The organism is Bacillus sp. AM1(2019) (assembly GCF_009906915.1).
In the GTDB taxonomy this organism is placed as follows: Bacteria; Bacillota; Bacilli; order Bacillales; family Bacillaceae; genus Bacillus; species Bacillus velezensis.
In genome coordinates, this window is record NZ_CP047644.1 from 3,296,461 (window position 1) to 3,318,955 (window position 22,495).

Sequence of the window (22,495 nt, forward strand, 5' to 3'; positions counted from 1 at the left end):
ATTCAAGACAATCATATCCAAATCAAAACACGCAGTCAATTAGAAAATTAGAATCAGCCGCATTTAGTTCGAAGGGCCTGTTTTTTCTCATGCAGGAGAATACGGGGTATGCGGCCCTCCCGGATTCAGGCAGAAACGCAGGGCCCTGCTGATTAAAACGGGCAGGACAGAAATATGGCCCTCTCCTTCAAACTCGCTGTATTCAGCACGGACTCCATCATCTTCAAACCCGGATAATAAAGAGTACAGCGCCTCTGCGTGCTGCGGGATTCTGCTTTTATGTGTTTTTTCAATTTCTCCCGCAGCCAGCAATACGCTGACTTGAAGATTTTCCGCAGAGAGCCGGTCTGACAAACGTTCCGCTTTTTCCTGAATAAAACGCTTGTTCCAGTGAATTGACGGACTCCCGGCAACATAGGTCTGAAACATGTCCGGCCTCGTCAAAAGCACTTGCAGCACAAAAAGACCGCCCAGCGAATGGCCGAAAATCGTCTGCCTGCCTCTGTCGATCGGATAATCCCGCTCCATCGCGGGCTTTACTTCTTCTTCTATAAACTCCAGAAATGCTTCCGCCCCTCCCTGTTCGGGCCATGCCGCGCCGCGCGGATGCACCGGCAGTTCTGATTCAGAAAGCGGCATCGTAAAATCACTGTGACGTTCGGCGGAAAACGGCTGATCTGTCGGGTAGCCGATTCCGACAATCACCGCCGGAACAACGCCTGTTTTTTCAGGCCGTCGGCTTTGCACCCGCAAAGCTTCGGCCATTGTGCCGAATACGGAATTCGCATCGAGCAGGTATATGACGGGGAAGCCGGATGCAGGCGGTTCTTCTTGAGGAAAAGAGACAAAGATACGATACGTACGGCCTCCTTTTGAGCGCATTTCTCTTACTTCTGTGCCCGGAACCGCGTATCGGCCGGCCGGCGCGAAACCCCGCTTTATTTGTTTTCCGTCCATTATGTGTTCATCCCCTTTGCGGCAATTGCTTTATCTATGCTTATTGATAATGATTTTCAATATCAAAAGACACCTCAAATAATAGGTTTTTTGCCAAACAAAGTCAATGGATTTTTGATATAAAAAAAGCACCTTATTTCAATAAGGTACCTAAGAACTATATAGTGATAGGAGGCTTAATCCCATGTAAAGCGCTCATTCTTCCATGGATCTCCCCTCATATGGTAGCCGTTTTTCTCCCAAAAGCCGGGGTGGTTTTCCTTTGTGAACTGAATGCCGCGCAGCCATTTGGCGCTTTTCCAAAAATAAAGATGGGGGAAAACGCCTCTGAGCGGATAGCCGTGCTCTGGCGTTAACGGCTCGCCGTTATGCGCATATGCCAGCAGGGATGTTTCCCGCGTAAAATCAGAAAGCGGCAGGTTGGCCGTCCAGCCCTCTTCAGCGTGCAGAATGACGAATCCCGCTTCTTTGTGCACGCCCGCTTTCTCAGCGATGTCTTTGGCGCGTATTCCCTGCCAGATATTATCAAGACGGGACCAGCCCGTGACGCAATGAATATCATTTTTCACTTCGGCTTCCGGAAAGGCTTTGATATCTTCAAAGCTTAACAGCATAGGACGGTCAACAAGTCCGTACACTTGCAGATTCCATTTTGACATATCTTCATAATAAGGAACATTTCCGGCGTGAAGCACGGGAAACTTCGTTGTGACATTTTGGTTTGGCGGAATCCGTTCCGACTGTTTTGTTTGTTTCGTTTTCCCGAAAAACATATGGCTCCCTCCATTTAGTAAACCTGCATTAAATCTTTGTTGACAATCAATCACCCTTCGATTACGCTAATCTGGTACAAGTGTAAGGGGGAAAAACAAATGAAACAACGCAACCTTCGTGCGGGCGATATGGCGCTTATCGGCATGTTTGCCGCACTGATGGCCGTCGGCGCCAACATTACATCAATGGCTCCTTTTTTGCAAGTTGCGGGAATTCCGTTATCGCTGCAGCCTTTCTTTTGTCTGTTAGCCGCGATGCTTCTCGGCGCCAGACGGGCAGCCATTGCAATGACGGTATACGCATTGGCCGGACTCGCGGGGGCGCCTGTTTTCGCCCAATTCTCAGCAGGCTTTGCGCCGTTTATCGGAAAGAGCGGCGGATTTATTCTCGCTTACATCCCGGCGGCATTTGCAGCCGGATGGCTGCTGGAAAAAACAAAAAAACCCGGCCGCCTGCATTATGCATGGGCCTCTTTGATCGGTACCGCCGTCATATATCTCATTGGCACGACCTATACGTATATTGCGCTGAAATTATGGCTTCATGCTCCGATCAGCTACGGAATGGCCTGGTTTTACATGATATGGTTTTTCATAAAAGATATCGTTTTAGCACTGTTATTGGCATCAATCGCGCCTGCCGTTTACAGGTCTATTCATAAAGCGACGGGGTTCAGCAGAAATCCGGCGTAAGATGTCTCAGCATACAAAAAGGCTCCCCTTACCGGGAGCCTTTTTTTACAGAACAAGCGCGGCAATCCAGCCGAATATCACAAGCGGAATGTTATAGAAAATAAATGTCGGTACGCACGTATCCCATATGTGGTGGTGCTGTCCGTCGGCGCTGAGGCCTGACGTCGGCCCGAGCGTACTGTCACTTGCAGGAGAACCCGCATCACCGACCGCGGCGGCCGCTCCGATTACAGCGATCGTCGCCATCGGGCTGAATCCGAGCTGAGCGCACAGCGGGACAAATATGGTCGTAATGACGGGTACGGTTGCAAATGATGATCCGATTCCCATCGTGATTAATAAACCGACCACCAGCATCAGGAGCGCGCCTAATGATTGGCTGTGGCCGATAAAGCCTGTTGATGCTTTGACCAAGGAAGCCACATCGCCCGTTTTATTCAATACATTTGAAAAACCGGCTGCAACAAGCATGACAAACCCGATAAAAGCCATCAGAATCATGCCGTCCGTGATCAGCTTATCCGCTTCATTGCGCTTCATGACTCCGCTGATAAACAGCGTAAACAAGCCGGCAAGCGCGCCCATGATCATACCTTCCACTCCGAGCACCTGTGACAGATAGAGCTGAACGGCAAGCGACACGGCAATGGAGATCAGGGCGATGGCAATGCTTTTTTTCGTATAAGGAGAAGACGATAGTCCGGCAATCTCCTTCGTCTCATATTTCTTCGGTTTCCGGAAGACGATGACGGCTAAAATTAAACCGACCGCCATCCCGGCCGTCGGGATGATTAAAGCATACGGGATATCACTGAGCGGCACCTTTAAACCGGCTGACGCCATATTATCTCTCAGCATCCCCTGGAAAATCTGTCCGAATCCGACAGGCAGAACGATATACGGCGCAGTCAGTCCGAATGTCATCACACACGCGATCAGCCTGCGGTCTATTTCAAGTTCGTTAAATATTTTTAAAAGCGGCGGAATCAATACAGGAATAAACGCAATGTGAACGGGCACCACGTTTTGCGAGAAACAGGATATGATTAAAATAATCAGTACGATTAACACTTTTGACAGTGCTTTTTTCCGCGAATCTTCCTTTTTTCCGATTAGTTTGACAGACGCTTCCACCATTGCATCGGGAAGCCCCGTCTTTGTCAGCGCCGCGGCAAATGCTCCGAGCAGCGCGTAGCTGACCGCGACGGTGGCATTTCCGCCGAGACCGTCCGTAAAAGCCTTCACCGTCTCTCCGAGGCCTAAGCCGCCGGTCAGCCCGCCGGCAAGCGCGCCGATCATTAAAGCTATAATAATATTGACACGCAGCAGGCTTAAGACGAGCATGAGCAATACTGCGACAACAACAGCATTCATTGATGAGTCCCTCCAAAAATCCTTTAGTTTGCTAATGTAGTAGATAATTAAAGTTACCATATATTCTGCGCTTTAGTCAACTAAAGATTTTGGAAATCAAAAAACCCGCTGCATCAAGGCAGCGGGCTGCTGTTATCTTTCGGGCGTAAACCGCTCAGTCAAAACAGCCAACGTCCTTGCCATGACGCCTGTTGCGCCGGCAGGGCCGAAGCATGTCGCTTTATTCGCCGTTGCGGTTCCCGCAATATCGAGATGAACCCACGGCGTGTTTTCCGCGAATTCACCAATGAATGCCCCCGCCATAATCGCGTGGCCTTCTCTTCCCGGAGAATTGTTCAAATCAGCCATCTGACTGTTTCTCACCCGTTTTTTATCCTTTTCTGTAATCGGAAGCTGCCAGATCGGCTCGCCGGATTCTTTCGCCGATTCCGCCACCTGTTCATAAAACGCGGCGTGATTGGTCATAGCGCCTGTCATTTCGTTCCCTAAGGCGACAATGACACCGCCCGTTAACGTTGCGACGTCTACGAGGACAGAGGCTCCGTGCTGCTTGGCGTATGTGATGCCGTCGGCAAGCACGAGACGCCCTTCCGCATCGGTGTTCAGGATCTCAATGGTTTTTCCGCTGAGCGAAACGATGACATCATCCGGCTTCATCGCATCGGACGAAATCATGTTGTCCGTAGACGGTATGACAGCGAGCACGTTTTGTTCAGGCCGCAGTTCGCCGATAATCTCCATTGCCCCTAATACCGAGGCGGCCCCTCCCATATCGCTTTTCATGCCGACAATGCCGGTTTTCGGCTTAATTGAATATCCGCCCGTATCAAAGGTAATTCCTTTACCGACCAGGCCGATGACGTCTTCCCACTGATCTTTGCCCTGGTACTTCAGAACGATCATTTTCGGCGGTTCGGATGAGCCCTTGTTAACGGCAAGCAGCCCGCCCATGCCGAGCTCTTCCATTTCATCTTTTTCTAAAATTTCACACTCGAAATCGTATTTTGCCGCCAGCTCAGCGGCATATGACGCCAAATCAGTGGCCGTCAGCATATTACCCGGCATATTCACAAGCGTGCGGGCTGAATTCGTCCCTTGGCCGTATGCCGCTCCGACGTTCAGGCCGGCCTGCACTTCCCTCAGGTCTTCTTCGGTCACGGCGCAGACTGATTTCAGTTCCTGATCCGGCTCATTCGATTTATGTTTATAATCCTGCACTTCGTAAACCGCAAGCAGACAGCTTTCTGAAAGCGCATGAGCGGCATCGGCGGCAGGCACTTCCCCGGAGACGAATGTATCGAGCAAAACAGATACTTCCTGTTTTTTATCTTGATGAACCTGCTGAAATACTCGTGCAAAGCATTCTTTCGTATCTTCAAACGAATAATCCGCTTCTCTTCCCAGGCCGATAAAATAAATACGTTTCATACCGGTCGCAGCCGGAGGGTATACTTTTGATACACGATTGCGTTTGGCGGACACATCACCATCCTTTAACAGCTGGGTCAGATGACCGTCCAATTTATCATCCAATTCCTTCGTAAATCCGTTCAGCGTGCTTTTTTGAAAAAGACCGATGACCAGTGTTTCGGGATGCCGCAGTTGATCAGATGCATAAAACATGAGTACACACTCCTTATGTGGGTATTTGTTATGTAAAGTGGTATAATGAAAAAACATTTTTCATTGATTTTATTTTACCAAACTAAGGGCGTTTTCTGCAGTTTTTCGATACGATCGGAATCAGCAGATACAGAAAGGATGTTGCATATGGATGTACTTATGAATTTTCCTTTACTGGCGAGTTTTGCCGCCATTATTTTTGCCCAAGTTGTAAAAGTGCCTATTCAATTTATCGTATCCAAAAAACTGGACTGGTCTCTTGTGACGAGCACCGGCGGCATGCCGAGCTCCCATTCCGCCGCCGTCACTGCGCTGTCAACCGGAGTCGCTTTGGAACAGGGACTGGACTCGCCCCTGTTTGCAGTCGCCGCGATTTTCGCCGTCATTACGATGTTCGACGCTACAGGTGTCAGGCGGCATGCGGGTGAACAGGCGACGGTCATTAATAAACTGGTCATCGACTTTAATCGGTTTGTCAGCGAAGCGAAGGACTTTCAGAAAGCGGAAGAGAAGGAAAAACAGAAGAAACTGAAAGAACTGCTCGGCCATCAGCCGATTGAAGTGTTCTTCGGCGGCGTCACCGGTATTGTGCTGACATTGATTTTAGATTATTTCTTTATGTAAAAAACGCTTCAGCGGATGCTGAAGCGTTTTTATTCTTTTACCGTTTTGTATTGATTTCTGAACACTTGCATCGACTTGGTTTCGTTCAGCTTTACAAGTTCGTCCTCGGTCACTGTGCCGTTCCCTTTTTTAATCATGTAGACATCAAGTGTTTTTTTGCCCCAATTGTTATAGACGTCCTTGACGGTGTCAAAGTAGAGGTCAAGGCGGCTTCCTTTAATTTTTGAGCCGGTATCGGCGACAACCCCGTATCCGTAATTCGGTATAAACAGAATCGTCCCGATCGGGAAAACAGACGGATCGGCCGCAACAGTTGAATATAAATCGCGTTTGACCTTCACGCCTGAATATGTAATTCCGTACTGCGGATGCCCGGGAGATTTTCCGGTAGATTCCGCTCCGGCGGTATAACCGGTGGCCGTCACCTTTTGTGACGGATAGCGTTCCCAGTCAAAAGCTTCTTCCAGCGGTTTTATCCTGCCTGATGCCTTCTTTTCCGGCTGATTCTGTAAGGATTGAAACGGAGTGCCGATGTTTTTCAAAACGGCGCCGCGATGTTCCGTCATCCAATTTGTCAGATCCTTTGCTTCAACACCGGTTATGGAAAAGTATGTCGCATGGCATGCGCCCAAAAAGAGCACGATCATGAATACGCGTCTGATTATCGTCAATCTGAAATCACTCTCCTCCGAGTCATTGTTCCCAACTCGGTGAGGTGCTATACAAAAAGCGCCGCGGCACAAAAAAAGCTTTCTCGAATAAGAAAGCGGCTTAAAACATTTGATATCCTCTTTTTCTGAGCGCCTTTATGGCAATGCCTGACATGATGGCTCCCGCCAGTCCGCCCGCCAAAATCACGACATCCGCAACCGCTAATGACATGATGCGCTGAAACAGGCTTTGAAAGGATTCCCCCGGCGCCTGCACGTAACTGATCATCTTTTTATTGCTGATAATGAAAAGGCATACAATCGGATAGACAACAGCCATAATCCACGACATTCTAAGCAGCATGTTCAACAGAAAGCCTATGCCGAAAAACAGTACAAAAAATAGTACAATTGAGATCAGGACAACCGGCAAACTAATCACAAACATCCACCCCCTACAGCACTTTCAGTGTACCTCGGGGGCGGTAAAAAAGTCAACGTCTGGAAAAATCAGCGTCTCTCTTTGCCGCTTCCCTGGCAGGAGGGACATGTTTCGGAGCCGCCAAGAAGCAATTGAAAATACCCTTTACCTGAGCAGAACGGACACGCCGCCGTGCTTTGTGCTGTCGTTTTCATGCGGATCACCCTTTTTCTCAATTTTCTGATAATATATCATATTTACTTGTCAAGCACCAAGTCAGAATATGTAACAAAATAACTCATGTAAGCGAAAACATTCATTTTTTTCTTTTACATTCTTTTGATAGCGCTCTTTTTTAAAAGAAGAGAAAACCCGCGGCCGCGGGTTTTCAGAAGAATTTAAACTTCCCTTTTTTCAGCGTCAGGCCCAGCCCGCCGATCATAAAGAGCGATCGGTTGTCAATGACCTTTTTCATAAAGGACGCCGGCGTGCCTTTGAGCTTCCTGCCGTATACGACTCCGACGGCGTTATGCTCACCGAGGGAGGCGACGGTTCCTTTAATATCAGGCTTGAACTCTTCAAGCTGGCCTCCTTTAATCAAACCGCCCAGATTTTTGGCGACCGTTTCTCCTTGCTGCATCGCGATCTGAGCAGTCGGCGGGTACGGCCGTTCCGTCTCTTCATTGATAAAGAGCGAGCTGTCGCCGAGAATAAAAACATCATCATGACCCGGCGCCCGAAGATCAGGGTTGACCTTGACACGGCCGCGCATATTTTCAAAACCCGCTTCCTCCACGATCGGATGTCCGCGCACGCCCGCGGCCCAGACAACGGTCTGCGATTTGATTTCTTCCGGCTCTTCATCTTTCTTGCCGACTGTGACACCGTCTGCGCGGCATTCTTGAACCGCAGTGCCGATTTTAAATTCAACGCCTTTGCTCTCAAGGTATTGAACGGCGTATTCGACAAGCTCCGGATCAAATCCCGGCAAAACCGTCGGGGCGGCCTCGACACAGACGATCCGGACGAGACTTTCATCTATATCATAATATCTGCATAACTCCGGCTTGCGGTTCGCAAGTTCACCGAGAAATTCAATTCCCGTAAAGCCCGCTCCGCCGACAACGATGGTTAAGCGGTCAGGGCGTTTTTCGGCCTCCGTATTGTATGTCGCAAATTGGAGCTCAATATGGTCTTTCAGCTGGCGCGACGTATTAATATTCGCGATCGGAAAAGCGAATTCTTTTAAGCCTTTAATCCCGAATGTTTCAGGGACGGCGCCAAGCCCGATGACAAGATAATCATAAGGGATGTCCCCTTGTGAAAGCGTCACCTTTTTATTTTGCACATCTATCGCTTTTACGGTATCCTGCACAAATTTGACCCGTGATTCATTGATTACATCTTTTATTTGATATCTGCAGCGGTCATGATGCAGCGTTCCTGCGCTCGCTTCATGCATCCATGTCGTTTCATAATGATAATTGTGTTTATTGACCAAAGTAATGTCAGCGTCATTTGTCCCGATATGCTTCGGAAGCCTTGTTACTGTCATTAATCCACCATAACCTGCACCTAAAACCACGATTTTGGGTTTATTCAATGCCATCACATCCACCTTCTTTTTTTTGCTGTTAGACGCATAATCAAATCAACATTTGTATTAGCTTCAGCTTATTGGCGGGATTTTATGAAATGAAATATAAAATTTTTTAGAAAACCGCACATGTCTGCATATCACCATACTATCCGGAAGAATCAGAAAACATTCAGGAAAAAACAGATTGGAATTTGTCCCCATATTAGCGGCGGCCGCAATTTTTTTCAAGAATGAAGCGGCCGGGCGGTTTTCGGCACTCGTCATCCTTTTAAATTGTATGTTATAATTAATAACAATTTTCAATTAGGAGGCAATTTGGTATGCAAGAGGATTCAAAGGTTTATGATATTACGGTCATCGGCGGCGGCCCGGTCGGCCTGTTTACCGCTTTTTACGGGGGAATGAGACAGGCGAGCGTCAAAATCATCGAGAGCCTGCCTCAGCTTGGCGGCCAGCTCAGCGCGCTGTACCCTGAAAAATATATTTATGATGTAGCCGGATTCCCGAAAATCCGCGCCCAAGAACTTGTGAACAACTTAAAAGAGCAAATGGCAAAGTTCGATCAGACCATCTGCTTAGAGCAGGCCGTTGAATCTGTTGAAAAACAGGCGGACGGTGTGTTTAAGCTTGTCACGAATTCAGAAACGCATTATTCAAAAACGGTTATTATCACCGCGGGAAACGGCGCATTTAAGCCGAGAAAGCTTGAGCTGGAATCAGCGGAACAATATGAGGGCCAAAACCTGCATTACTTCATTGATGACCTCAATCAATTCGCAGGCAGACGCGTTGCCGTTCTGGGCGGCGGCGATTCTGCGGTGGACTGGGCGCTCATGCTTGAGCCGATCGCGAAAGAAGTCAGCATCATCCACCGCCGTGATAAATTCCGCGCGCATGAGCACAGTGTCGAAAACCTGCATAATTCTAAAGTCAACGTGCTGACACCGTTTGTTCCCGCTGAACTTGTCGGTGAAGACCGGATCGAACAGCTCGTTCTCGAAGAAGTGAAAGGCGACCGTAAAGAAATCATTGAAATTGATGACTTGATCGTAAACTACGGCTTTGTTTCTTCTCTCGGCCCGATTAAAAACTGGGGCCTTGAAATCGAGAAAAATTCCATCGTCGTCAAAAGCACAATGGAAACGAATATCGAAGGCTTCTTTGCCGCCGGAGATATCTGCACATATGAAGGCAAGGTCAAGCTGATCGCCAGCGGTTTCGGCGAAGCTCCGACAGCCGTGAACAACGCGAAGGCTTACATGGACCCGAAAGCGCGCGTCCAGCCTCTGCATTCTACAAGCATGTTTGAAAAATAATAAAAAAGAGTCTGTGTCATACCGGCACAGACTCTTTTTTATTTAAACATCCAAATATAATTCATGACGGTTCCGACAACAAGCGCAATGACAAGCGCCGACACGACCCAAATCGTGCCTAAAATAATCCGGTCCTGAATTTTCTGGGCTTTCGGGCTGTGCCCGGGCTGTTTTTGTTCCACACCGGCCCCTCCCTTCTTCTGCAAATCTATCTATCGTAACAAATGTCTTACAACACCCAATACTACTATGATAACCAAACTGCAAATGGATGACAAGCTGACCGCAGATGAGGCGGCATGAAATCATTTGACATTCCTGACAAAACAAAGTACATTATAAAAAGACGAACATTTTAATTTTATTTAATTCTATTATTCGCTTTTAGGGGTGTTATATATGGAAAATGTATTTGATTACGAAGATATTCAGCTGATTCCTGCAAAATGCATTGTTGAAAGCCGATCTGAATGTGATACATCAGTTACGTTGGGCGGACACACGTTTAAACTTCCGGTCGTACCGGCCAACATGCAGACGATTATAGATGAAAACATCGCGGCCTGGCTCGCGGAAAACGGGTATTTTTATATCATGCACCGCTTCGAGCCGGAAAAACGCCTGACTTTTGTCCGGGATATGAAAGCGCGCGGACTGATTTCTTCCATCAGTGTCGGCGTGAAGGAAAATGACTATGAATTCATCCGGGAGCTGAAAGAACAGGAGCTGGTGCCGGATTATATTACCATTGATATCGCGCACGGCCATTCCAATGCCGTGATCAGCATGATTCAATTTATTAAAGAACATGTCCCGGAAAGCTTTGTCATCGCAGGGAATGTCGGGACGCCTGAAGCTGTAAGGGAGCTGGAACGCGCGGGCGCTGACGCGACAAAAGTGGGAATCGGCCCCGGGAAAGTCTGCATCACCAAAATTAAAACCGGCTTCGGAACCGGCGGGTGGCAATTAGCCGCGCTTCGCTGGTGCGCAAAAGCGGCGAGCAAACCGATCATTGCTGACGGCGGCATCCGCACGCACGGCGATATCGCGAAATCCATCCGATTCGGCGCGTCTATGGTCATGATCGGATCATTATTCGCCGGCCACGAGGAATCACCGGGACAAACGATCGAAATCGATGGAAAGCTGTACAAAGAATATTTCGGCTCCGCTTCTGAATTTCAAAAAGGCGAAAAGAAAAACGTCGAAGGCAAAAAAATGCATGTCGAACATAAAGGGTCTTTACAGGACACACTGATTGAAATGGAGCAGGATCTGCAATCTTCCATCTCTTACGCCGGCGGTAATACACTCGAAGCCATCCGCAATGTCGACTACGTGATCGTAAAAAACTCTATTTTCAACGGCGACAGATTTTAACACGCAGCATAGCCGCTCGAAGATAAAAAAAATGACATTCAATATGAATGTCATTTTTTTATTAAATACCGAAATAAAGAGCCGCACTGGCTAACAGATTAATCACAAAAATAAACAAAAAGATGTAACGAATGAATTTATTTTGCACCGGAGCAAATATAAAGAGATATAGTCCTGCCACCCCAAAAGTAAGAACAGGAAACAGCCACTCAAAGGATAAAGAAATGATATAACCGATAATCATAACAATCGGCACACCGATTAATGATAATTTACTTCTCATATGATTTCTGCCCCTTTTACTTAAAAATTGGTGTGATGTAAGCTTCAATAATGGCAGCGGCGATCAGCAGACAAATAATAAGCAGCACCAATATTCCAATATGCCTGAACATTGAAGCGATTATCTTTTTTTCCTTAGAAAAACACAGCCTGATGACCAATTCAACGCCCTTAAAACCAATGGCGCCACTTAATAATAACGCAGGAACTTCAAATATACCATGAGGAATTAGCAGTAAAAAAATCTGATAAAAAGGAACCCCGCTATGCAGATTTTCTATAATAGAACCGCTTAAAATAAACCCGTTGGTGAATAAATAAAAGATTGAGGTCAACCCAAAGGTAAAAAAACCCGCGGCTAAAAACAGACAAGCGATTGCATTGTTTTTCAGCAGTTCAACCGCGCCTGACGAGCCGTTGTAAGACGCTGATGAAACAAAGTGATCGGAAAAAAACGCAGCGATCACACCGCCTGAAAAAAACAGCAATGACGCGGTTAACGGAATGACAGACGTCCTGATTGCCGGCAACATGCGGTTCATCATGTATAGATACTCTCAGCCAATTCTTCAATCTCTTCTAATGAATGCTCGGATGACTGATACTCCGCCGCAAAAACGCCCTCATGTATAATACCGATCGTATCGCACAGCGAATGTGCCAGCTCCAGCAGGTGAGTCGATAACAGGACCGTATTTCCCTGCTTGACGTACTCCTTTAATAACGTCCGTATCGTTTTACCGCTGATTAAATCAATGCCCGTCAGCGGCTCGTCAAGAATTAATATCTTTGGCTGATGAATGAGCGCGGCCGCAATTGATAATTTTTGTTTCATTCCGTGTGAATATGTTTTAATCAGCTGATTTCCGTCTTGAGCAAGCTTCAGCGTCTCTAACATATTCTTTATATAATCATTTGTCCGCTGAGACGGCACTTGAAACATCTCCGCTGTAAAACGCAAGTATTCGACTCCCGTTAAATAATCATATAAAAAAGCATGGTCGGGCACAAAACCGATATCAGCCGATAGTTGCCCCCCCTCTTCTGAATCCAGTTCCTTGCCGTCAATCATGACGCGGCCTGAAGTCGGTTTAAGCAGGCCCGAAATGATTTTCAAAGTCGTTGTTTTCCCGACTCCATTAGTCCCCAGCAAAGCATAGATTGAGCCTTTTTTCACCTCAAACGAAATATCTTTCAACACCTGTTTTTCACTATAGTTTTTTTGTATATTCACTAATTTAATCATTGTTCGCAAACCTTTCCGCCATATTGATTCTGCGAAGAAACAGAAACATGACTCCATAGTTTAATAGTGTGAACAGGACAAAAATACCTGATGCAGAATGAATAAGCATCGTTTCAAGTTCCGACTTTTTATAGATAAAATACGATGTGATCGCAGCGATTTGAAGCGACACAATGAAAATGAAAGAACTGTATAAGTTGTTATACGTCTTTGCTTTCCCCGCTTCTCCAATTTCGTACAGATGCTCCCAGTTTTTCTTAGGATACAGGGCGGTGCTTGAAATCTGGACAAGACTGTATAAAAAACCCGAACATAAAAACACAATAAACAAGTAAATCGTCAGCGCCGCGGAAGACGGAAAAAACACCGTAATCAAAATGGTGATGATGAACGAATAGATAAGAGCGGCGAGATTATAAATACATACTTTCGGAAATACCAGCTGCCACGCATGTTTGATATTCCGGTGAAACAAATGCTGATTTTTTATTTCCCCGTCAACTGATAATACTGTTTTGAGCGCATCTCCGACGAGCTGATACGAAAAGTTCGCAATGATAACCGCCGCAGACACGATGGCGGCTGCCGAATACCCGATAAAGTGATGCGATAAAAGCGGAATACAAAAACCTAAAAACAGCATGAACAAATACAGCATACTGCCGAAATTCCTGATAAAAAACCCGTCAATTCTCGATAAGAACAGGAGGTCCTTTTGAAAAACGGCATGAAATATTTTGTTATTTCTATATAATTTCAGCTTTGGCGCAAAATCTGCGTTTGTCAAAAACATATAAGGAATAAGGTCCATTTTCTTCAGGGTGGCCGACCACAGTTTAAACATTCCCGCCGTTAAAAGGACGGCGGCCGCAAACACCGCAGCGAAAACGAGCACGGAATGTGAGCGGAATGCTAACCATACATACGGCGTATTCATGAGGATGTTCCGGAAAGCCGGTGACTCCGTAAAGCTAGAAATATCCTTTGCGGTATACTCCCCAAACACGAGAAGATAAACGGCATATCCGACTGCAAGCGGAACCAGCAGGCTGACGCTGAATAAAATGCCTTTCATGATTTTCAAGTAAAACAATTTGCTCCACATATTTGTAAGAAGATAAACAACATAAGAAAACAGCATAGATAAAAATAAATTGAGAAGAAAATAAACGAAGCCCAAGAAAAATACGATGATCGCCGCAGACCCGGTCATGCCTGCGCTTGATAAAAACAAAAAGACCGGAAAAACAAAAAGATACCATACGAAAATGGTTTTTTTGATCGCCTGGCCGGCAAAAACAGAAAACAGCTGTAAAAAACGCACCTTTTTTAATTGATGAATGACCTTACGCGTATCCAGCAGAAAGGCATTGTGATGTTCTTTAAAGAAGCCGGCAGCCCAAAAAAGCTGCTCAAGTGAAACGGCGATTAAAACAAATTGCCCCCATGCGCTGAGGGGCAGCTGAATCAGTTTTGTCCCGAATACAACACCGCATCCCAGGAAAACGAGATATAAACATAACAGAGAAATAATAATGGCAGACAGCAGTTTGCTGTTGAGTTGAGGAATGCCCCAATCTTCCTTTCTTTTTCGAAACGATGACAGGGTATTATATTTGATAAGAGCCGCAATTTGTTTGACTATCATACTTTCAATCCTTACATATGTATTTGGGAGAGAGGCTCTTTTTGCAGCTTGTACAAAAAGAGCAATTATTTATTGAGCGATTTTACCAAGCAGCTGCGTATTTTTTGCCGTATTTCTTAATCATTGTTTTTGCTGTTGCAACGATTGCATAAGAAATCGCGCCTGCGCCTGTAACGATACCGATAAGAGAAATGATAGAAGCAATTGTTGATGCCGCATCAATAATATCAATTGCTTTTTTAGCTGCTGCTGTAGAGATGCCGAGAGTAGAAGCTAATTCAGCATTGGCTGAGAATGCATGAGCCGCCGCCACGTTTAATTCAATTCCCGTTAATAATAGTGCATAAACCAATGTTGCTGCAGCAAGAGCCGCGCCAAACAAAATGAAAGACTTTTTATTAGATTTTACTAAGTTCATCATAACATCTCCCTACTCTGTTTTTTTAATTTATAATAAAATTCAGCTTAATTGACTCTCTCCCGAGCTAAATTTTATCCGCCATAAAATAGTTTAAGAAAATAGTAAAGAGTTTTAGTAAAACAAAACATCCAGTCAAAATGATTCTCTTGCCTTTACTGAGATCGGTCAGTTTTCCTGCGGCAGCATAAAGAGCCGCGATTGATATGAGCAGAAATGGGTCCAGCAGCTGCAGACTCAAGCTGGTGCCGCCGGCAGAATATATAAGCGAGGAATCAGCCGTTAAGTAGTTAACAACTGAAAGAATCAACATTTTAAATGCCGAGATTAAAGAAGTCAGCGTATATAGAAGCAAATATATTTTTTTCGGTTTTTTTGTACCGAGAATAAAAGCGGCAACGAATAACAGAAATCCGCCTATCAGAATTTCCACAAAAGTTGTGAAGATCATAAACCCTTGAAGAAACATGACAATCGTACGAACACTTTTCTCCCCGATATCGTAGGTACTTTCTCCGACGGAAGAATAATACGACTGCAGAACTTTATCTGAAATACTGAATTGGAAGAGTAATGAACAGATCAAAATGATGAAAAAAGAACTTAAAAATATTTTTTTATTGCTCAATTGACCTATCATATTATCATCCTTTTCTTACAAAATAAATTAACTATTCTATACTTTTACAATTTAGTTTAATCCTATCAAAAAATCAATATCCTTTCGAAAAATATGACTTTAGGACGTGTTGACAATGAGCACATCTTTCAGATTTTTCAGTTCTATGTACCCTTTATTTTTTTTTGAATTTGCAAATAGTATGATTTAGACAATTGATTTGAAGTTTTAGGAAGAACCTGTCGAAAGAGACGAAGGATATAAAAAAGGAGGATATCGTCATGTATCCTCCGGATGTATGATCGCCAGCACCTGATGATCTTCCCATTTTCCATTTATTTTTACATTTTTTCTCGCAATGCCTTCTTTATGAAAGCCAGCTTTTTCGAGCACCCGGATTGACACCTTATTGTGCGGCATGACTCCGGCTTCTATCCGATGCAGTTTCAGCTCATTGAATGCATAATCGACTGCCAGCTTAACAGCCTTCGTCGCATAGCCTTTCCCGTTATGTTTGCCATCTAAAAAATAACCGATAAAAGCGCTTTGGAGGGAACCCCGAACCACCTGAAAAAGGCTGATCGTGCCAATCAGGGTCTGATCTTGAAGAAAAATGCCGAAGCTGTATTCAGTATCATTTTCCGCATTCTTCAGTGATTGTTCAATTCGTTTTTTCCGGCCTTCCAGCGTATAAAAATCCTCTTGTCTCGACATGGCAAACCGTTCAAAGAACATGCGGTTTTCCGTCTGCAAAACCAGTTCCTGCTCTGCATCATTCAGGCTGAGCGGCCTGATATCAACGCTGTTTCCTTCCTGCATATGCATCGCCGTCCTTTTGTTTTGATCAGAAACGTTTTTTAATTGCCTCTCACCCATGTGATACGGTACGCTTTATCGCATCAAGAAAATTCCAAGACTTCACATTCGGCTTTCCTTTCGTGACCTATGTCTGATGTGAGTAACCGAAACGGAATCACAAGGTTCTTTTGTTGACTTAAACCGTGCTTTAAGCCGTATCATCATATTGTGACAAGGAAAGAATAGTTTTGGCGGGTTTCCCGATGATCTAAAAAAATTTTACAGAATCACTGCTGTCTTATTTCATGCCTATTGCGGGATGAATATATTGATTGGATCAAAGCTGAAATGTTGACAAAGAAATGTAAAAACAATCGGAAAAGAGGAGTTAATATGAAACTGACGGGAAATACAATACTGATTACAGGCGGAAATGCCGGAATAGGATTGGCTTTCGCAGAACGGTTTTTAAAAGCGGGAAATAAAGTCATTGTGACCGGACGGCGTGAGCACGCTCTTCAAAAAGCAAAGGAAACATTCCCGGATCTTATTACATATGTCAGTGATTTGAGCATTCCATCTGAACGTATATCACTGTTTGATTGGGTGAAAGAAAATTATCCGGAAGTGAATGTGTTAGTAAACAACGCGGGGATTCAACAACGTTTTCACGTGCTGAAAGCGGATGCGAAGGACAATTGGGACTATTTCAATAAAGAAATCACAACGAACATTGAAGCTCCCTTCCACCTGTCTATGCTGTTCGCTCCGTTTTTTGCCGGAAAAGAAGATGCGGCTGTCATTAACGTCTCTTCGGGATTGGCTTTTACACCGCTTGCTATTGCACCGATCTATTCAGCAACGAAAGCAGCGCTTCATTCATTTACAATGAGTCTGAGACATCAGCTTTCTGATTCATCTGTAGAAGTGATTGAAGTTGCGCCTCCGGCGGTGAATACAGATTTAGGCGGAGCAGGGCTGCATACTCAAGGAGAACCGCTGGATGAATTCGCTGATGGGATTTTTAAAGGACTGAAAGAGGGCAAACTAGAAATCGGATATGGTTCTTCAGCGGAACGGCTGCGCATGTCACGGGATAAAGCCGATGAACATACGGCAAATATGTACAATGCAATGAAACATACAATTGAATAACATCTTTAAAAAAGCAAAACCCGCTTCTGTTGAGCGGGTTTTATTTTTATTAAACAGATAAACGCCTTTCACAATGGTGCAAGCGCCACCGAAAAGAAAGACGTCATATTTTTTCATCCTAAGAATGGCAGGTTGACCCTTAGCACTCTTCCGGCGTACCGGCGTTTTTGGCCGTGCGGAAAGATGAACCGCAGCCGCAGGAAACGATGGCGTTCGGGTTGTCAATGGTGAAACCGCCGCCCATCATGGACTGTTTGAAGTCAATGATCGTGCCGGTCATAATATCAAGGCTTTCGCTGTCGACCAAAACGGTGATTCCGTGCTGTTCAAACATGCTGTCTTTTTCGCCTTTTTCGTGCTCAAATCCCATTCCGTAAGACAGGCCGCTGCAGCCGCCGCCTTTTACGCCCACACGGAGAAACGCGTTTTCTTCTTCATGCTCTTTCATCATATCTTTTATATGCAAAGCCGCTGCTTCAGTGATGGTTACTGGAACACTCATAGGTAGACCTCCTTTTTTTAAAAACGGATGCTGATATCTATTATAAACCTTGAGGAGAGTATTTCTCAAACGAGCTGTTTACAAATAATAGACGCCGCTGCATACGGTTTCGGCGGGTCCCGTCATCAGTACGTGCCCGTTGTCCTGCCAATTAATCACAAGGTCGCCTCCCGCTAAATGAACGGTGATATCCCGGTTTCGTTCGGAAACACCGTTCAATACGGATGCGACAGCCGCCGCACAGGCGCCTGTTCCGCAAGCCTGTGTAATGCCGGAGCCGCGTTCCCATACGCGGAAATGAAGTTCATCGGCGCTGACGGTTTCCACAAATTCGACATTGACGCCTTCCGGAAATCTCGGGTCTTTTTCAATGACGGGACCGAGCGTTGTAAGAGGCGCTTGATTGATATCCGCAACCGGAAAAACAATATGGGGGTTTCCCATTGATACGGCTGTTCCGGAAAGCTCCGTTTCTCCAAAAACAAGGGTTTCATTGATCGTCCGTTCATCTTCATTGCCGAGCATCGGCAGCTCTTTTTTGGTGAGGCGCGGTTCGCCCATATCGACGGCGACTTCACGCACAATCCCGTTGTCCTCTGTAATGTCTGCTTTCACTAGACCTGAAAGCGTCTCAATGAAAAAGGACGTTTCTTCTGTCAGCTTATGTTCGTATGCGTACTTTGCCACACAGCGAAGGCCGTTGCCGCAATTTTTCCCTTCTGAGCCGTCATTATTAAAAATCCGCATTTTGACGGGCGCTTTTTCTGACGGACAGATGAGGATCATTCCGTCAGAGCCGATGCCCGTGTGAATGCTGGACACTTTAACGGCAATCTCAGCCAGCCGTTCTTCCGGCAGCTGTTCTTCAAATTGATTTACATATATATAACTGTTTCCAAGACCGTGCATCTTGGTAAAACGGAATGAATTCATATCGGCCTCCAACTTTTTTTCTTTTACTTAGTATAAAAGCTCTTCTGCTCGGACACAATACAAATATCCCCCGTTTTTCATACATAAAAGCTCCCTGCATATGCAGGGAGCTTTTATCGTTTACTAAATAAACATGCCGGCAATCGCCGCGCTGAGAAGGTTTGCGAGTGTTCCCGCAATAACCGCTCTTAATCCGAGGCGCGCAATGTCCGAACGGCGGCTTGGGGCCAAACCGCCCAGTGTGCCGAGCATAATCGCAATCGAAGAGAAGTTGGCAAATCCGCACAGCGCAAAGCTGATAATCGTAGACGTTTTTTTAGAAAAGTCCGCAATATGCGGACCGAAGTTTGAATAAGCGACAAACTCATTCAGCACAAGTTTCTGTCCGATATAGCTTCCCGCTCCAAGCGCTTCATGCCAAGGAACGCCGATTACAAATGCGATCGGTGAAAACACGTAACCGAGAATGGATTCTAATGTAATATGTTTGAAACCGAACCAGCCGCCGATTCCGCCGAGAATTCCGTTCACTACGGCGATGAGCGCGACAAACGCAAGCAGCATGGCGCCGACATTTAGAGCAATCTGAAGGCCCGTGGACGCGCCTTTTGCCGCTGCATCAATCACATTAGCGGCGCCTTCGCCTTCTTCGTCCATATTAAAATCGCCTTTTATCGTCTGCGTTTTTTCCGTTTCAGGTATTAACATTTTTCCGAACACGAGACCGGCGGGAGCCGCCATAAAGCTGGCCGCCAGCAAGTATTCGATCGGAATGCCTAACAGGGCGTAACCGAAAAGCGTCGAACCCGCTACAGCCGAAAGGCCGCTCGTCATAATCGTAAACAGCTCGGAACGGGTCAATCCCGCAATCAGCGGTTTAATGGCAAGCGGTGATTCAGACTGTCCGACAAAAATATTCGCAGCCGCCGCAAGCGATTCCGTTCTGCTTGTCCCAAGAAGTTTTGACAGTCCGCCTCCGATGACGCGAAAGATGAGCTGCATGATTTTCAAGTGATACAAAACGGCAATCAGCGCTGAGAAAAAGATAATGACCGGCAGAACGCTCAGCGCAAAAGCCGGGCTGCTGCCCACTTTTAACAGCGGGCCAAAAATAAAGCTGATGCCTTCGTTCGCATAATCAATGAGAAGCTGCACACGGCTTGAGAACCATAAAAATACGGCCCGGCCGGCGTCCCACTTTAATACGATGAATCCGAAGGCCATTTGTAAACATAAACCGACAATGACGGTTCGCAGGTTAATTTTGCTTTTCTTCTCTGATAACAAAAAAGCAATGGCTAATATAGCAACTGCCCCGAGCAGCCCCCAAACGATATTCAATGAATCCACCTCTAAAATTTTATTTAAAAAAAGTCTTTATTAAGATAACAATATTTATTTTTGCTGTCTACAAATTTTTTATTTTGCCAAAACCCGGGCGCAATAAAAAAAGAGACCCCATTCGGAGCCTCTGATTAAAACATCGGATTTTCTTCTATGAATGTATATATGTTGTCAACCAGTTCAGCAGGCGTGCCTCCCGTGACCACTTCGCCGTTGACCAGGGCGAACAGGGACTCCATGCATTTCCCGCAATAGCTTAAACAGCCGTATTCAAGCACGTCCAAGTTCGGATCCTTCTCTAAGATCTCAAGTGCTTCCTGGGAACCGCGCGCTAAATTGCTGACACAGAATTCAATCATCGGATTCATGCGGTTTCACCTCACATATGTACCTTATCCTAACGGAATTTCCTCTATTCGTCAAAGATCCGGTTTCACGCTCAATGTTATCGTAACATATTAATTCAGGTTAAAGGTTTTACTATTACGTGTTTTCTGGTCAATTTGTAGGTTATTTTAAAACTATTATTGTGGTTTTAGATCAAATTCGATATAATTCTAGATGTTATTTTACATAGTTCGTTATTTTGTAACAACATTGACTACCATATTTTTCGGGCAAAAGGGGAATCATTATGAAAAAATTGGTCTTGATCGGCGGGGGTTACGGAAACATGCGGGTGCTGCACCGCTTACTGCCGAACCAGCTTCCGTCAGATATATCCATCACGCTGATTGACAGAAACCCGTATCACTGCTTAAAAACAGAATATTATGCGCTCGCCGCCGGCACGATTTCTGATCATCATATCAGGGTGTCTTTTCCTGAGCATCCGAATCTGGATGTTCAATACGGTGAGGTGGCTTCCGTCGACACGAAAAACAAACAGGTTCTGTTTCATGACCGCGAACCGATTTCTTACGATGACGCGGTGATCGGACTGGGCTGCGAGGATAAGTATCATAACGTGCCCGGCGCGCCGGAACATACTTACAGCATTCAGACCATTGATCAGTCACGCGAAGCCTATCAAAAGCTGAACAACCTCGGCGCCAATGCATCTGTCGCTATCGTCGGAGCGGGATTAAGCGGCGTGGAGCTTGCCAGTGAATTAAGAGAGAGCCGTGACGATCTGAAGATTATGTTATTTGACCGGGGCGACCTGATTTTATCAAGCTTTCCGAAAAGACTCAGCAAGTATGTTCAGAAATGGTTTGAAGAACACGGCGTCACCATTATCAATAATGCGAATATTACAAAAGTGGAAGACGGGATCGTTTATAATCATGATGAAGGAATAGCGGCCGATGCCATCGTGTGGACGGCGGGAATTCAGCCGAATAAAGCCGTCAGAGAACTGGACGCTGAAAAAGATCCGCAGGGGCGCATCATTTTAACACCGCATCACAACCTTCCGGGCGATGAGCATGTTTACGTCGTCGGTGATTGCGCGAGCCTGCCGCATGCGCCGAGCGCCCAGCTGGCTGAAGCACAGGCGGAACAAATTGTGCAGATCCTCCTGAAACGCTGGAACAATGAAGAGCTGCCGGAAACAATGCCGCAATTTAAGCTGAAAGGCGTTCTCGGTTCGCTCGGAAAAAAAGCGGGCTTCGGTCTTGTCAACGACCGTCCGCTCATCGGGCGTGTGCCCCGTTTATTAAAATCAGGCCTTTTATGGATGTACAAGCATCATAACGGCTGATAAGAAAAAAGCCGCTGATTGCGATCAGCGGCCATTTTTAAGAGCCCGCAACATAGCCGCGCCTTTCCATTTCTTCATATATATCTTTTAAATGCGGATTCCCTTCCCCCACAATGACATCCTCCACCAGCACGAGCGGATAGAAAAATTCATCGTTTCTGATGCGCTCCGCAAGCTCTTCTGTCTCCTTTTGCTGAGGCGGTGCGTCAATATCAATATACCGCATGTGAAAAGGCTGCTCCGGGTATTTCCGTTGCAGCGCCGCCTCCAGCCATTCAAACGTATCTTTGGCGCTCGGCATATTCACGCAGCTTGCGCAAAGCGTTTCAGCGCCGTAAACACTGAGCGTAACCGGCTTTGTCATGTATATCATCCCCTTTACACCAGTATACAAAGGACGGGGCAGCTTTTGTATAAAAAACGGTTTTTATGTTCAA

27 protein-coding genes are annotated in these 22,495 nt (G+C 45.9%); 6 read left to right on the forward strand and 21 right to left on the reverse strand.

Features of this window, described 5'->3' with window-relative positions; all coding sequences use genetic code 11:
- Nucleotides 1–87: 87 nt before the first annotated feature.
- Both GNE05_RS16300 and GNE05_RS16305 read right to left on the reverse strand, forming a co-directional pair.
- Complete coding sequence (locus GNE05_RS16300; RefSeq protein WP_095273342.1) at nt 88–957, reverse strand: alpha/beta hydrolase; 870 nt, start codon at nt 955–957, stop codon at nt 88–90.
- Between the two features lie 176 nt (nt 958–1,133).
- Nucleotides 1,134–1,730: a sulfite oxidase-like oxidoreductase gene (locus tag GNE05_RS16305; RefSeq protein WP_012118333.1), complete on the reverse strand. Its 597-nt coding sequence runs from the start codon at nt 1,728–1,730 to the stop codon at nt 1,134–1,136.
- Between the two features lie 99 nt (nt 1,731–1,829).
- On the opposite strand from GNE05_RS16305, the gene GNE05_RS16310 reads away from it, so the two are divergent.
- On the forward strand, nt 1,830–2,423 hold the full coding sequence (locus GNE05_RS16310; protein ID WP_160182990.1) for a biotin transporter BioY: 594 nt from the start codon (nt 1,830–1,832) through the stop codon (nt 2,421–2,423).
- A 45-nt stretch (nt 2,424–2,468) separates the two neighbouring features.
- On the opposite strand, the gene GNE05_RS16315 is transcribed toward GNE05_RS16310, so the two are convergent.
- Both GNE05_RS16315 and GNE05_RS16320 read right to left on the reverse strand, forming a co-directional pair.
- A complete protein-coding gene (locus GNE05_RS16315) occupies nt 2,469–3,797 on the reverse strand; it encodes a Na+/H+ antiporter NhaC family protein (protein ID WP_007613482.1) in 1,329 nt (442 codons plus the stop codon).
- Nucleotides 3,798–3,929: 132 nt separating this feature from the next.
- On the reverse strand, nt 3,930–5,420 hold the full coding sequence (locus GNE05_RS16320) for a leucyl aminopeptidase (protein ID WP_007408704.1): 1,491 nt from the start codon (nt 5,418–5,420) through the stop codon (nt 3,930–3,932).
- Nucleotides 5,421–5,567: 147 nt separating this feature from the next.
- Between GNE05_RS16320 and GNE05_RS16325 the strand changes: the two genes are divergently transcribed.
- Nucleotides 5,568–6,044 (forward strand): divergent PAP2 family protein, encoded by a 477-nt coding sequence (locus GNE05_RS16325; protein WP_021495380.1) that lies wholly within the window; start codon nt 5,568–5,570, stop codon nt 6,042–6,044.
- A 29-nt stretch (nt 6,045–6,073) separates the two neighbouring features.
- Here GNE05_RS16325 and GNE05_RS16330 read toward each other — a convergent pair whose 3' ends face one another.
- From GNE05_RS16330 to GNE05_RS16345, 4 genes are all read right to left on the reverse strand, one after another.
- Entirely contained in the window at nt 6,074–6,715 is a 642-nt protein-coding gene (locus GNE05_RS16330; RefSeq protein WP_012118336.1) for a 3D domain-containing protein, read from the reverse strand.
- 100 nt (nt 6,716–6,815) lie between these two features.
- Entirely contained in the window at nt 6,816–7,136 is a 321-nt protein-coding gene (locus GNE05_RS16335) for a YuiB family protein (RefSeq protein WP_003151989.1), read from the reverse strand.
- 68 nt (nt 7,137–7,204) lie between these two features.
- Nucleotides 7,205–7,330 (reverse strand): YuiA family protein, encoded by a 126-nt coding sequence (locus tag GNE05_RS16340; RefSeq protein WP_142302797.1) that lies wholly within the window; start codon nt 7,328–7,330, stop codon nt 7,205–7,207.
- Nucleotides 7,331–7,503: 173 nt separating this feature from the next.
- Entirely contained in the window at nt 7,504–8,724 is a 1,221-nt protein-coding gene (locus tag GNE05_RS16345; RefSeq protein ID WP_160182991.1) for an NAD(P)/FAD-dependent oxidoreductase, read from the reverse strand.
- Between the two features lie 311 nt (nt 8,725–9,035).
- On the opposite strand from GNE05_RS16345, the gene yumC reads away from it, so the two are divergent.
- Entirely contained in the window at nt 9,036–10,031 is a 996-nt protein-coding gene (gene yumC / locus GNE05_RS16350; protein WP_154817921.1) for a ferredoxin--NADP reductase 2, read from the forward strand.
- 38 nt (nt 10,032–10,069) lie between these two features.
- On the opposite strand, the gene GNE05_RS21060 is transcribed toward yumC, so the two are convergent.
- Nucleotides 10,070–10,213 carry a hypothetical protein gene (locus GNE05_RS21060; RefSeq protein WP_003151982.1) on the reverse strand — a complete coding sequence of 48 codons (144 nt, stop codon included), beginning with the start codon at nt 10,211–10,213 and terminating at the stop codon, nt 10,070–10,072.
- A 217-nt stretch (nt 10,214–10,430) separates the two neighbouring features.
- Here GNE05_RS21060 and guaC point away from each other — a divergent pair, with 217 nt between their 5' ends.
- Complete coding sequence (guaC, locus tag GNE05_RS16355; protein ID WP_065180448.1) at nt 10,431–11,411, forward strand: GMP reductase; 981 nt, start codon at nt 10,431–10,433, stop codon at nt 11,409–11,411.
- A 61-nt stretch (nt 11,412–11,472) separates the two neighbouring features.
- Here guaC and GNE05_RS16360 read toward each other — a convergent pair whose 3' ends face one another.
- From GNE05_RS16360 to GNE05_RS16390, 7 genes are all read right to left on the reverse strand, one after another.
- Nucleotides 11,473–11,694: a DUF5970 family protein gene (locus GNE05_RS16360; protein ID WP_003151978.1), complete on the reverse strand. Its 222-nt coding sequence runs from the start codon at nt 11,692–11,694 to the stop codon at nt 11,473–11,475.
- A gap of 16 nt (nt 11,695–11,710) precedes the next feature.
- Nucleotides 11,711–12,238, reverse strand: coding sequence for a stage II sporulation protein M (locus GNE05_RS16365; protein ID WP_065180447.1), 528 nt, complete (start codon nt 12,236–12,238; stop codon nt 11,711–11,713).
- Complete coding sequence (locus GNE05_RS16370; RefSeq protein WP_017419446.1) at nt 12,235–12,939, reverse strand: ABC transporter ATP-binding protein; 705 nt, start codon at nt 12,937–12,939, stop codon at nt 12,235–12,237. The genes GNE05_RS16365 and GNE05_RS16370 overlap by 4 nt, the downstream gene beginning before the upstream one ends.
- Nucleotides 12,932–14,587, reverse strand: coding sequence for a hypothetical protein (locus GNE05_RS16375; RefSeq protein WP_160182992.1), 1,656 nt, complete (start codon nt 14,585–14,587; stop codon nt 12,932–12,934). The genes GNE05_RS16370 and GNE05_RS16375 overlap by 8 nt, the downstream gene beginning before the upstream one ends.
- Nucleotides 14,588–14,669: 82 nt before the next feature.
- Entirely contained in the window at nt 14,670–15,005 is a 336-nt protein-coding gene (locus tag GNE05_RS16380; RefSeq protein WP_160183214.1) for an uberolysin/carnocyclin family circular bacteriocin, read from the reverse strand.
- A gap of 67 nt (nt 15,006–15,072) precedes the next feature.
- Entirely contained in the window at nt 15,073–15,645 is a 573-nt protein-coding gene (locus GNE05_RS16385; protein ID WP_007613520.1) for a hypothetical protein, read from the reverse strand.
- A gap of 258 nt (nt 15,646–15,903) precedes the next feature.
- Nucleotides 15,904–16,443, reverse strand: coding sequence for a GNAT family N-acetyltransferase (locus tag GNE05_RS16390; RefSeq protein ID WP_029973810.1), 540 nt, complete (start codon nt 16,441–16,443; stop codon nt 15,904–15,906).
- Between the two features lie 372 nt (nt 16,444–16,815).
- On the opposite strand from GNE05_RS16390, the gene GNE05_RS16395 reads away from it, so the two are divergent.
- On the forward strand, nt 16,816–17,577 hold the full coding sequence (locus GNE05_RS16395; RefSeq protein ID WP_015387769.1) for an SDR family oxidoreductase: 762 nt from the start codon (nt 16,816–16,818) through the stop codon (nt 17,575–17,577).
- Nucleotides 17,578–17,716: 139 nt separating this feature from the next.
- Here GNE05_RS16395 and GNE05_RS16400 read toward each other — a convergent pair whose 3' ends face one another.
- The 4 genes from GNE05_RS16400 to GNE05_RS16415 all read right to left on the reverse strand — a co-directional run bounded on the left by GNE05_RS16400 (nt 17,717) and on the right by GNE05_RS16415 (nt 20,724).
- Complete coding sequence (locus tag GNE05_RS16400) at nt 17,717–18,079, reverse strand: HesB/IscA family protein (protein ID WP_160182993.1); 363 nt, start codon at nt 18,077–18,079, stop codon at nt 17,717–17,719.
- A gap of 78 nt (nt 18,080–18,157) precedes the next feature.
- On the reverse strand, nt 18,158–19,012 hold the full coding sequence (gene dapF / locus GNE05_RS16405) for a diaminopimelate epimerase (protein WP_160182994.1): 855 nt from the start codon (nt 19,010–19,012) through the stop codon (nt 18,158–18,160).
- Nucleotides 19,013–19,135: 123 nt separating this feature from the next.
- A complete protein-coding gene (locus tag GNE05_RS16410) occupies nt 19,136–20,353 on the reverse strand; it encodes a NupC/NupG family nucleoside CNT transporter (RefSeq protein WP_024085753.1) in 1,218 nt (405 codons plus the stop codon).
- 134 nt (nt 20,354–20,487) lie between these two features.
- Nucleotides 20,488–20,724 (reverse strand): YuzB family protein, encoded by a 237-nt coding sequence (locus tag GNE05_RS16415; RefSeq protein ID WP_007408721.1) that lies wholly within the window; start codon nt 20,722–20,724, stop codon nt 20,488–20,490.
- A gap of 266 nt (nt 20,725–20,990) precedes the next feature.
- On the opposite strand from GNE05_RS16415, the gene GNE05_RS16420 reads away from it, so the two are divergent.
- Nucleotides 20,991–22,058, forward strand: coding sequence for an NAD(P)/FAD-dependent oxidoreductase (locus GNE05_RS16420; RefSeq protein ID WP_012118347.1), 1,068 nt, complete (start codon nt 20,991–20,993; stop codon nt 22,056–22,058).
- Nucleotides 22,059–22,095: 37 nt separating this feature from the next.
- Here the strand turns inward: GNE05_RS16420 and GNE05_RS16425 are convergent, their stop codons facing one another.
- Nucleotides 22,096–22,422 carry a YuzD family protein gene (locus tag GNE05_RS16425; protein WP_052827803.1) on the reverse strand — a complete coding sequence of 109 codons (327 nt, stop codon included), beginning with the start codon at nt 22,420–22,422 and terminating at the stop codon, nt 22,096–22,098.
- Nucleotides 22,423–22,495 lie beyond the last annotated feature (73 nt).

Bases quoted from the DNA above. Each gene is read 5' to 3' on its own strand.
- GNE05_RS16345 (WP_160182991.1), bottom strand. From the start codon at position 8,724: ATGGCATTGAATAAACCCAAAATCGTGGTTTTAGGTGCAGGTTATGGT.
- GNE05_RS16325 (WP_021495380.1), top strand. From the start codon at position 5,568: ATGGATGTACTTATGAATTTTCCTTTACTGGCGAGTTTTGCCGCCATT.
- guaC (WP_065180448.1), top strand. From the start codon at position 10,431: ATGGAAAATGTATTTGATTACGAAGATATTCAGCTGATTCCTGCAAAA.
- yumC (WP_154817921.1), top strand. From the start codon at position 9,036: ATGCAAGAGGATTCAAAGGTTTATGATATTACGGTCATCGGCGGCGGC.
- GNE05_RS16385 (WP_007613520.1), bottom strand. From the start codon at position 15,645: ATGATAGGTCAATTGAGCAATAAAAAAATATTTTTAAGTTCTTTTTTC.
- GNE05_RS16375 (WP_160182992.1), bottom strand. From the start codon at position 14,587: ATGATAGTCAAACAAATTGCGGCTCTTATCAAATATAATACCCTGTCA.
- GNE05_RS16310 (WP_160182990.1), top strand. From the start codon at position 1,830: ATGAAACAACGCAACCTTCGTGCGGGCGATATGGCGCTTATCGGCATG.
- GNE05_RS16425 (WP_052827803.1), bottom strand. From the start codon at position 22,422: ATGACAAAGCCGGTTACGCTCAGTGTTTACGGCGCTGAAACGCTTTGC.
- GNE05_RS16395 (WP_015387769.1), top strand. From the start codon at position 16,816: ATGAAACTGACGGGAAATACAATACTGATTACAGGCGGAAATGCCGGA.
- GNE05_RS16365 (WP_065180447.1), bottom strand. From the start codon at position 12,238: ATGATGAACCGCATGTTGCCGGCAATCAGGACGTCTGTCATTCCGTTA.
- GNE05_RS16340 (WP_142302797.1), bottom strand. From the start codon at position 7,330: ATGAAAACGACAGCACAAAGCACGGCGGCGTGTCCGTTCTGCTCAGGT.
- GNE05_RS16390 (WP_029973810.1), bottom strand. From the start codon at position 16,443: ATGCAGGAAGGAAACAGCGTTGATATCAGGCCGCTCAGCCTGAATGAT.
- GNE05_RS16305 (WP_012118333.1), bottom strand. From the start codon at position 1,730: ATGTTTTTCGGGAAAACGAAACAAACAAAACAGTCGGAACGGATTCCG.
- GNE05_RS16380 (WP_160183214.1), bottom strand. From the start codon at position 15,005: ATGAACTTAGTAAAATCTAATAAAAAGTCTTTCATTTTGTTTGGCGCG.
- GNE05_RS16420 (WP_012118347.1), top strand. From the start codon at position 20,991: ATGAAAAAATTGGTCTTGATCGGCGGGGGTTACGGAAACATGCGGGTG.
- GNE05_RS16370 (WP_017419446.1), bottom strand. From the start codon at position 12,939: ATGATTAAATTAGTGAATATACAAAAAAACTATAGTGAAAAACAGGTG.
- GNE05_RS16320 (WP_007408704.1), bottom strand. From the start codon at position 5,420: ATGTTTTATGCATCTGATCAACTGCGGCATCCCGAAACACTGGTCATC.
- GNE05_RS16400 (WP_160182993.1), bottom strand. From the start codon at position 18,079: ATGAGTGTTCCAGTAACCATCACTGAAGCAGCGGCTTTGCATATAAAA.
- GNE05_RS16415 (WP_007408721.1), bottom strand. From the start codon at position 20,724: ATGAATCCGATGATTGAATTCTGTGTCAGCAATTTAGCGCGCGGTTCC.
- GNE05_RS16360 (WP_003151978.1), bottom strand. From the start codon at position 11,694: ATGAGAAGTAAATTATCATTAATCGGTGTGCCGATTGTTATGATTATC.
- dapF (WP_160182994.1), bottom strand. From the start codon at position 19,012: ATGAATTCATTCCGTTTTACCAAGATGCACGGTCTTGGAAACAGTTAT.
- GNE05_RS16300 (WP_095273342.1), bottom strand. From the start codon at position 957: ATGGACGGAAAACAAATAAAGCGGGGTTTCGCGCCGGCCGGCCGATAC.
- GNE05_RS16315 (WP_007613482.1), bottom strand. From the start codon at position 3,797: ATGAATGCTGTTGTTGTCGCAGTATTGCTCATGCTCGTCTTAAGCCTG.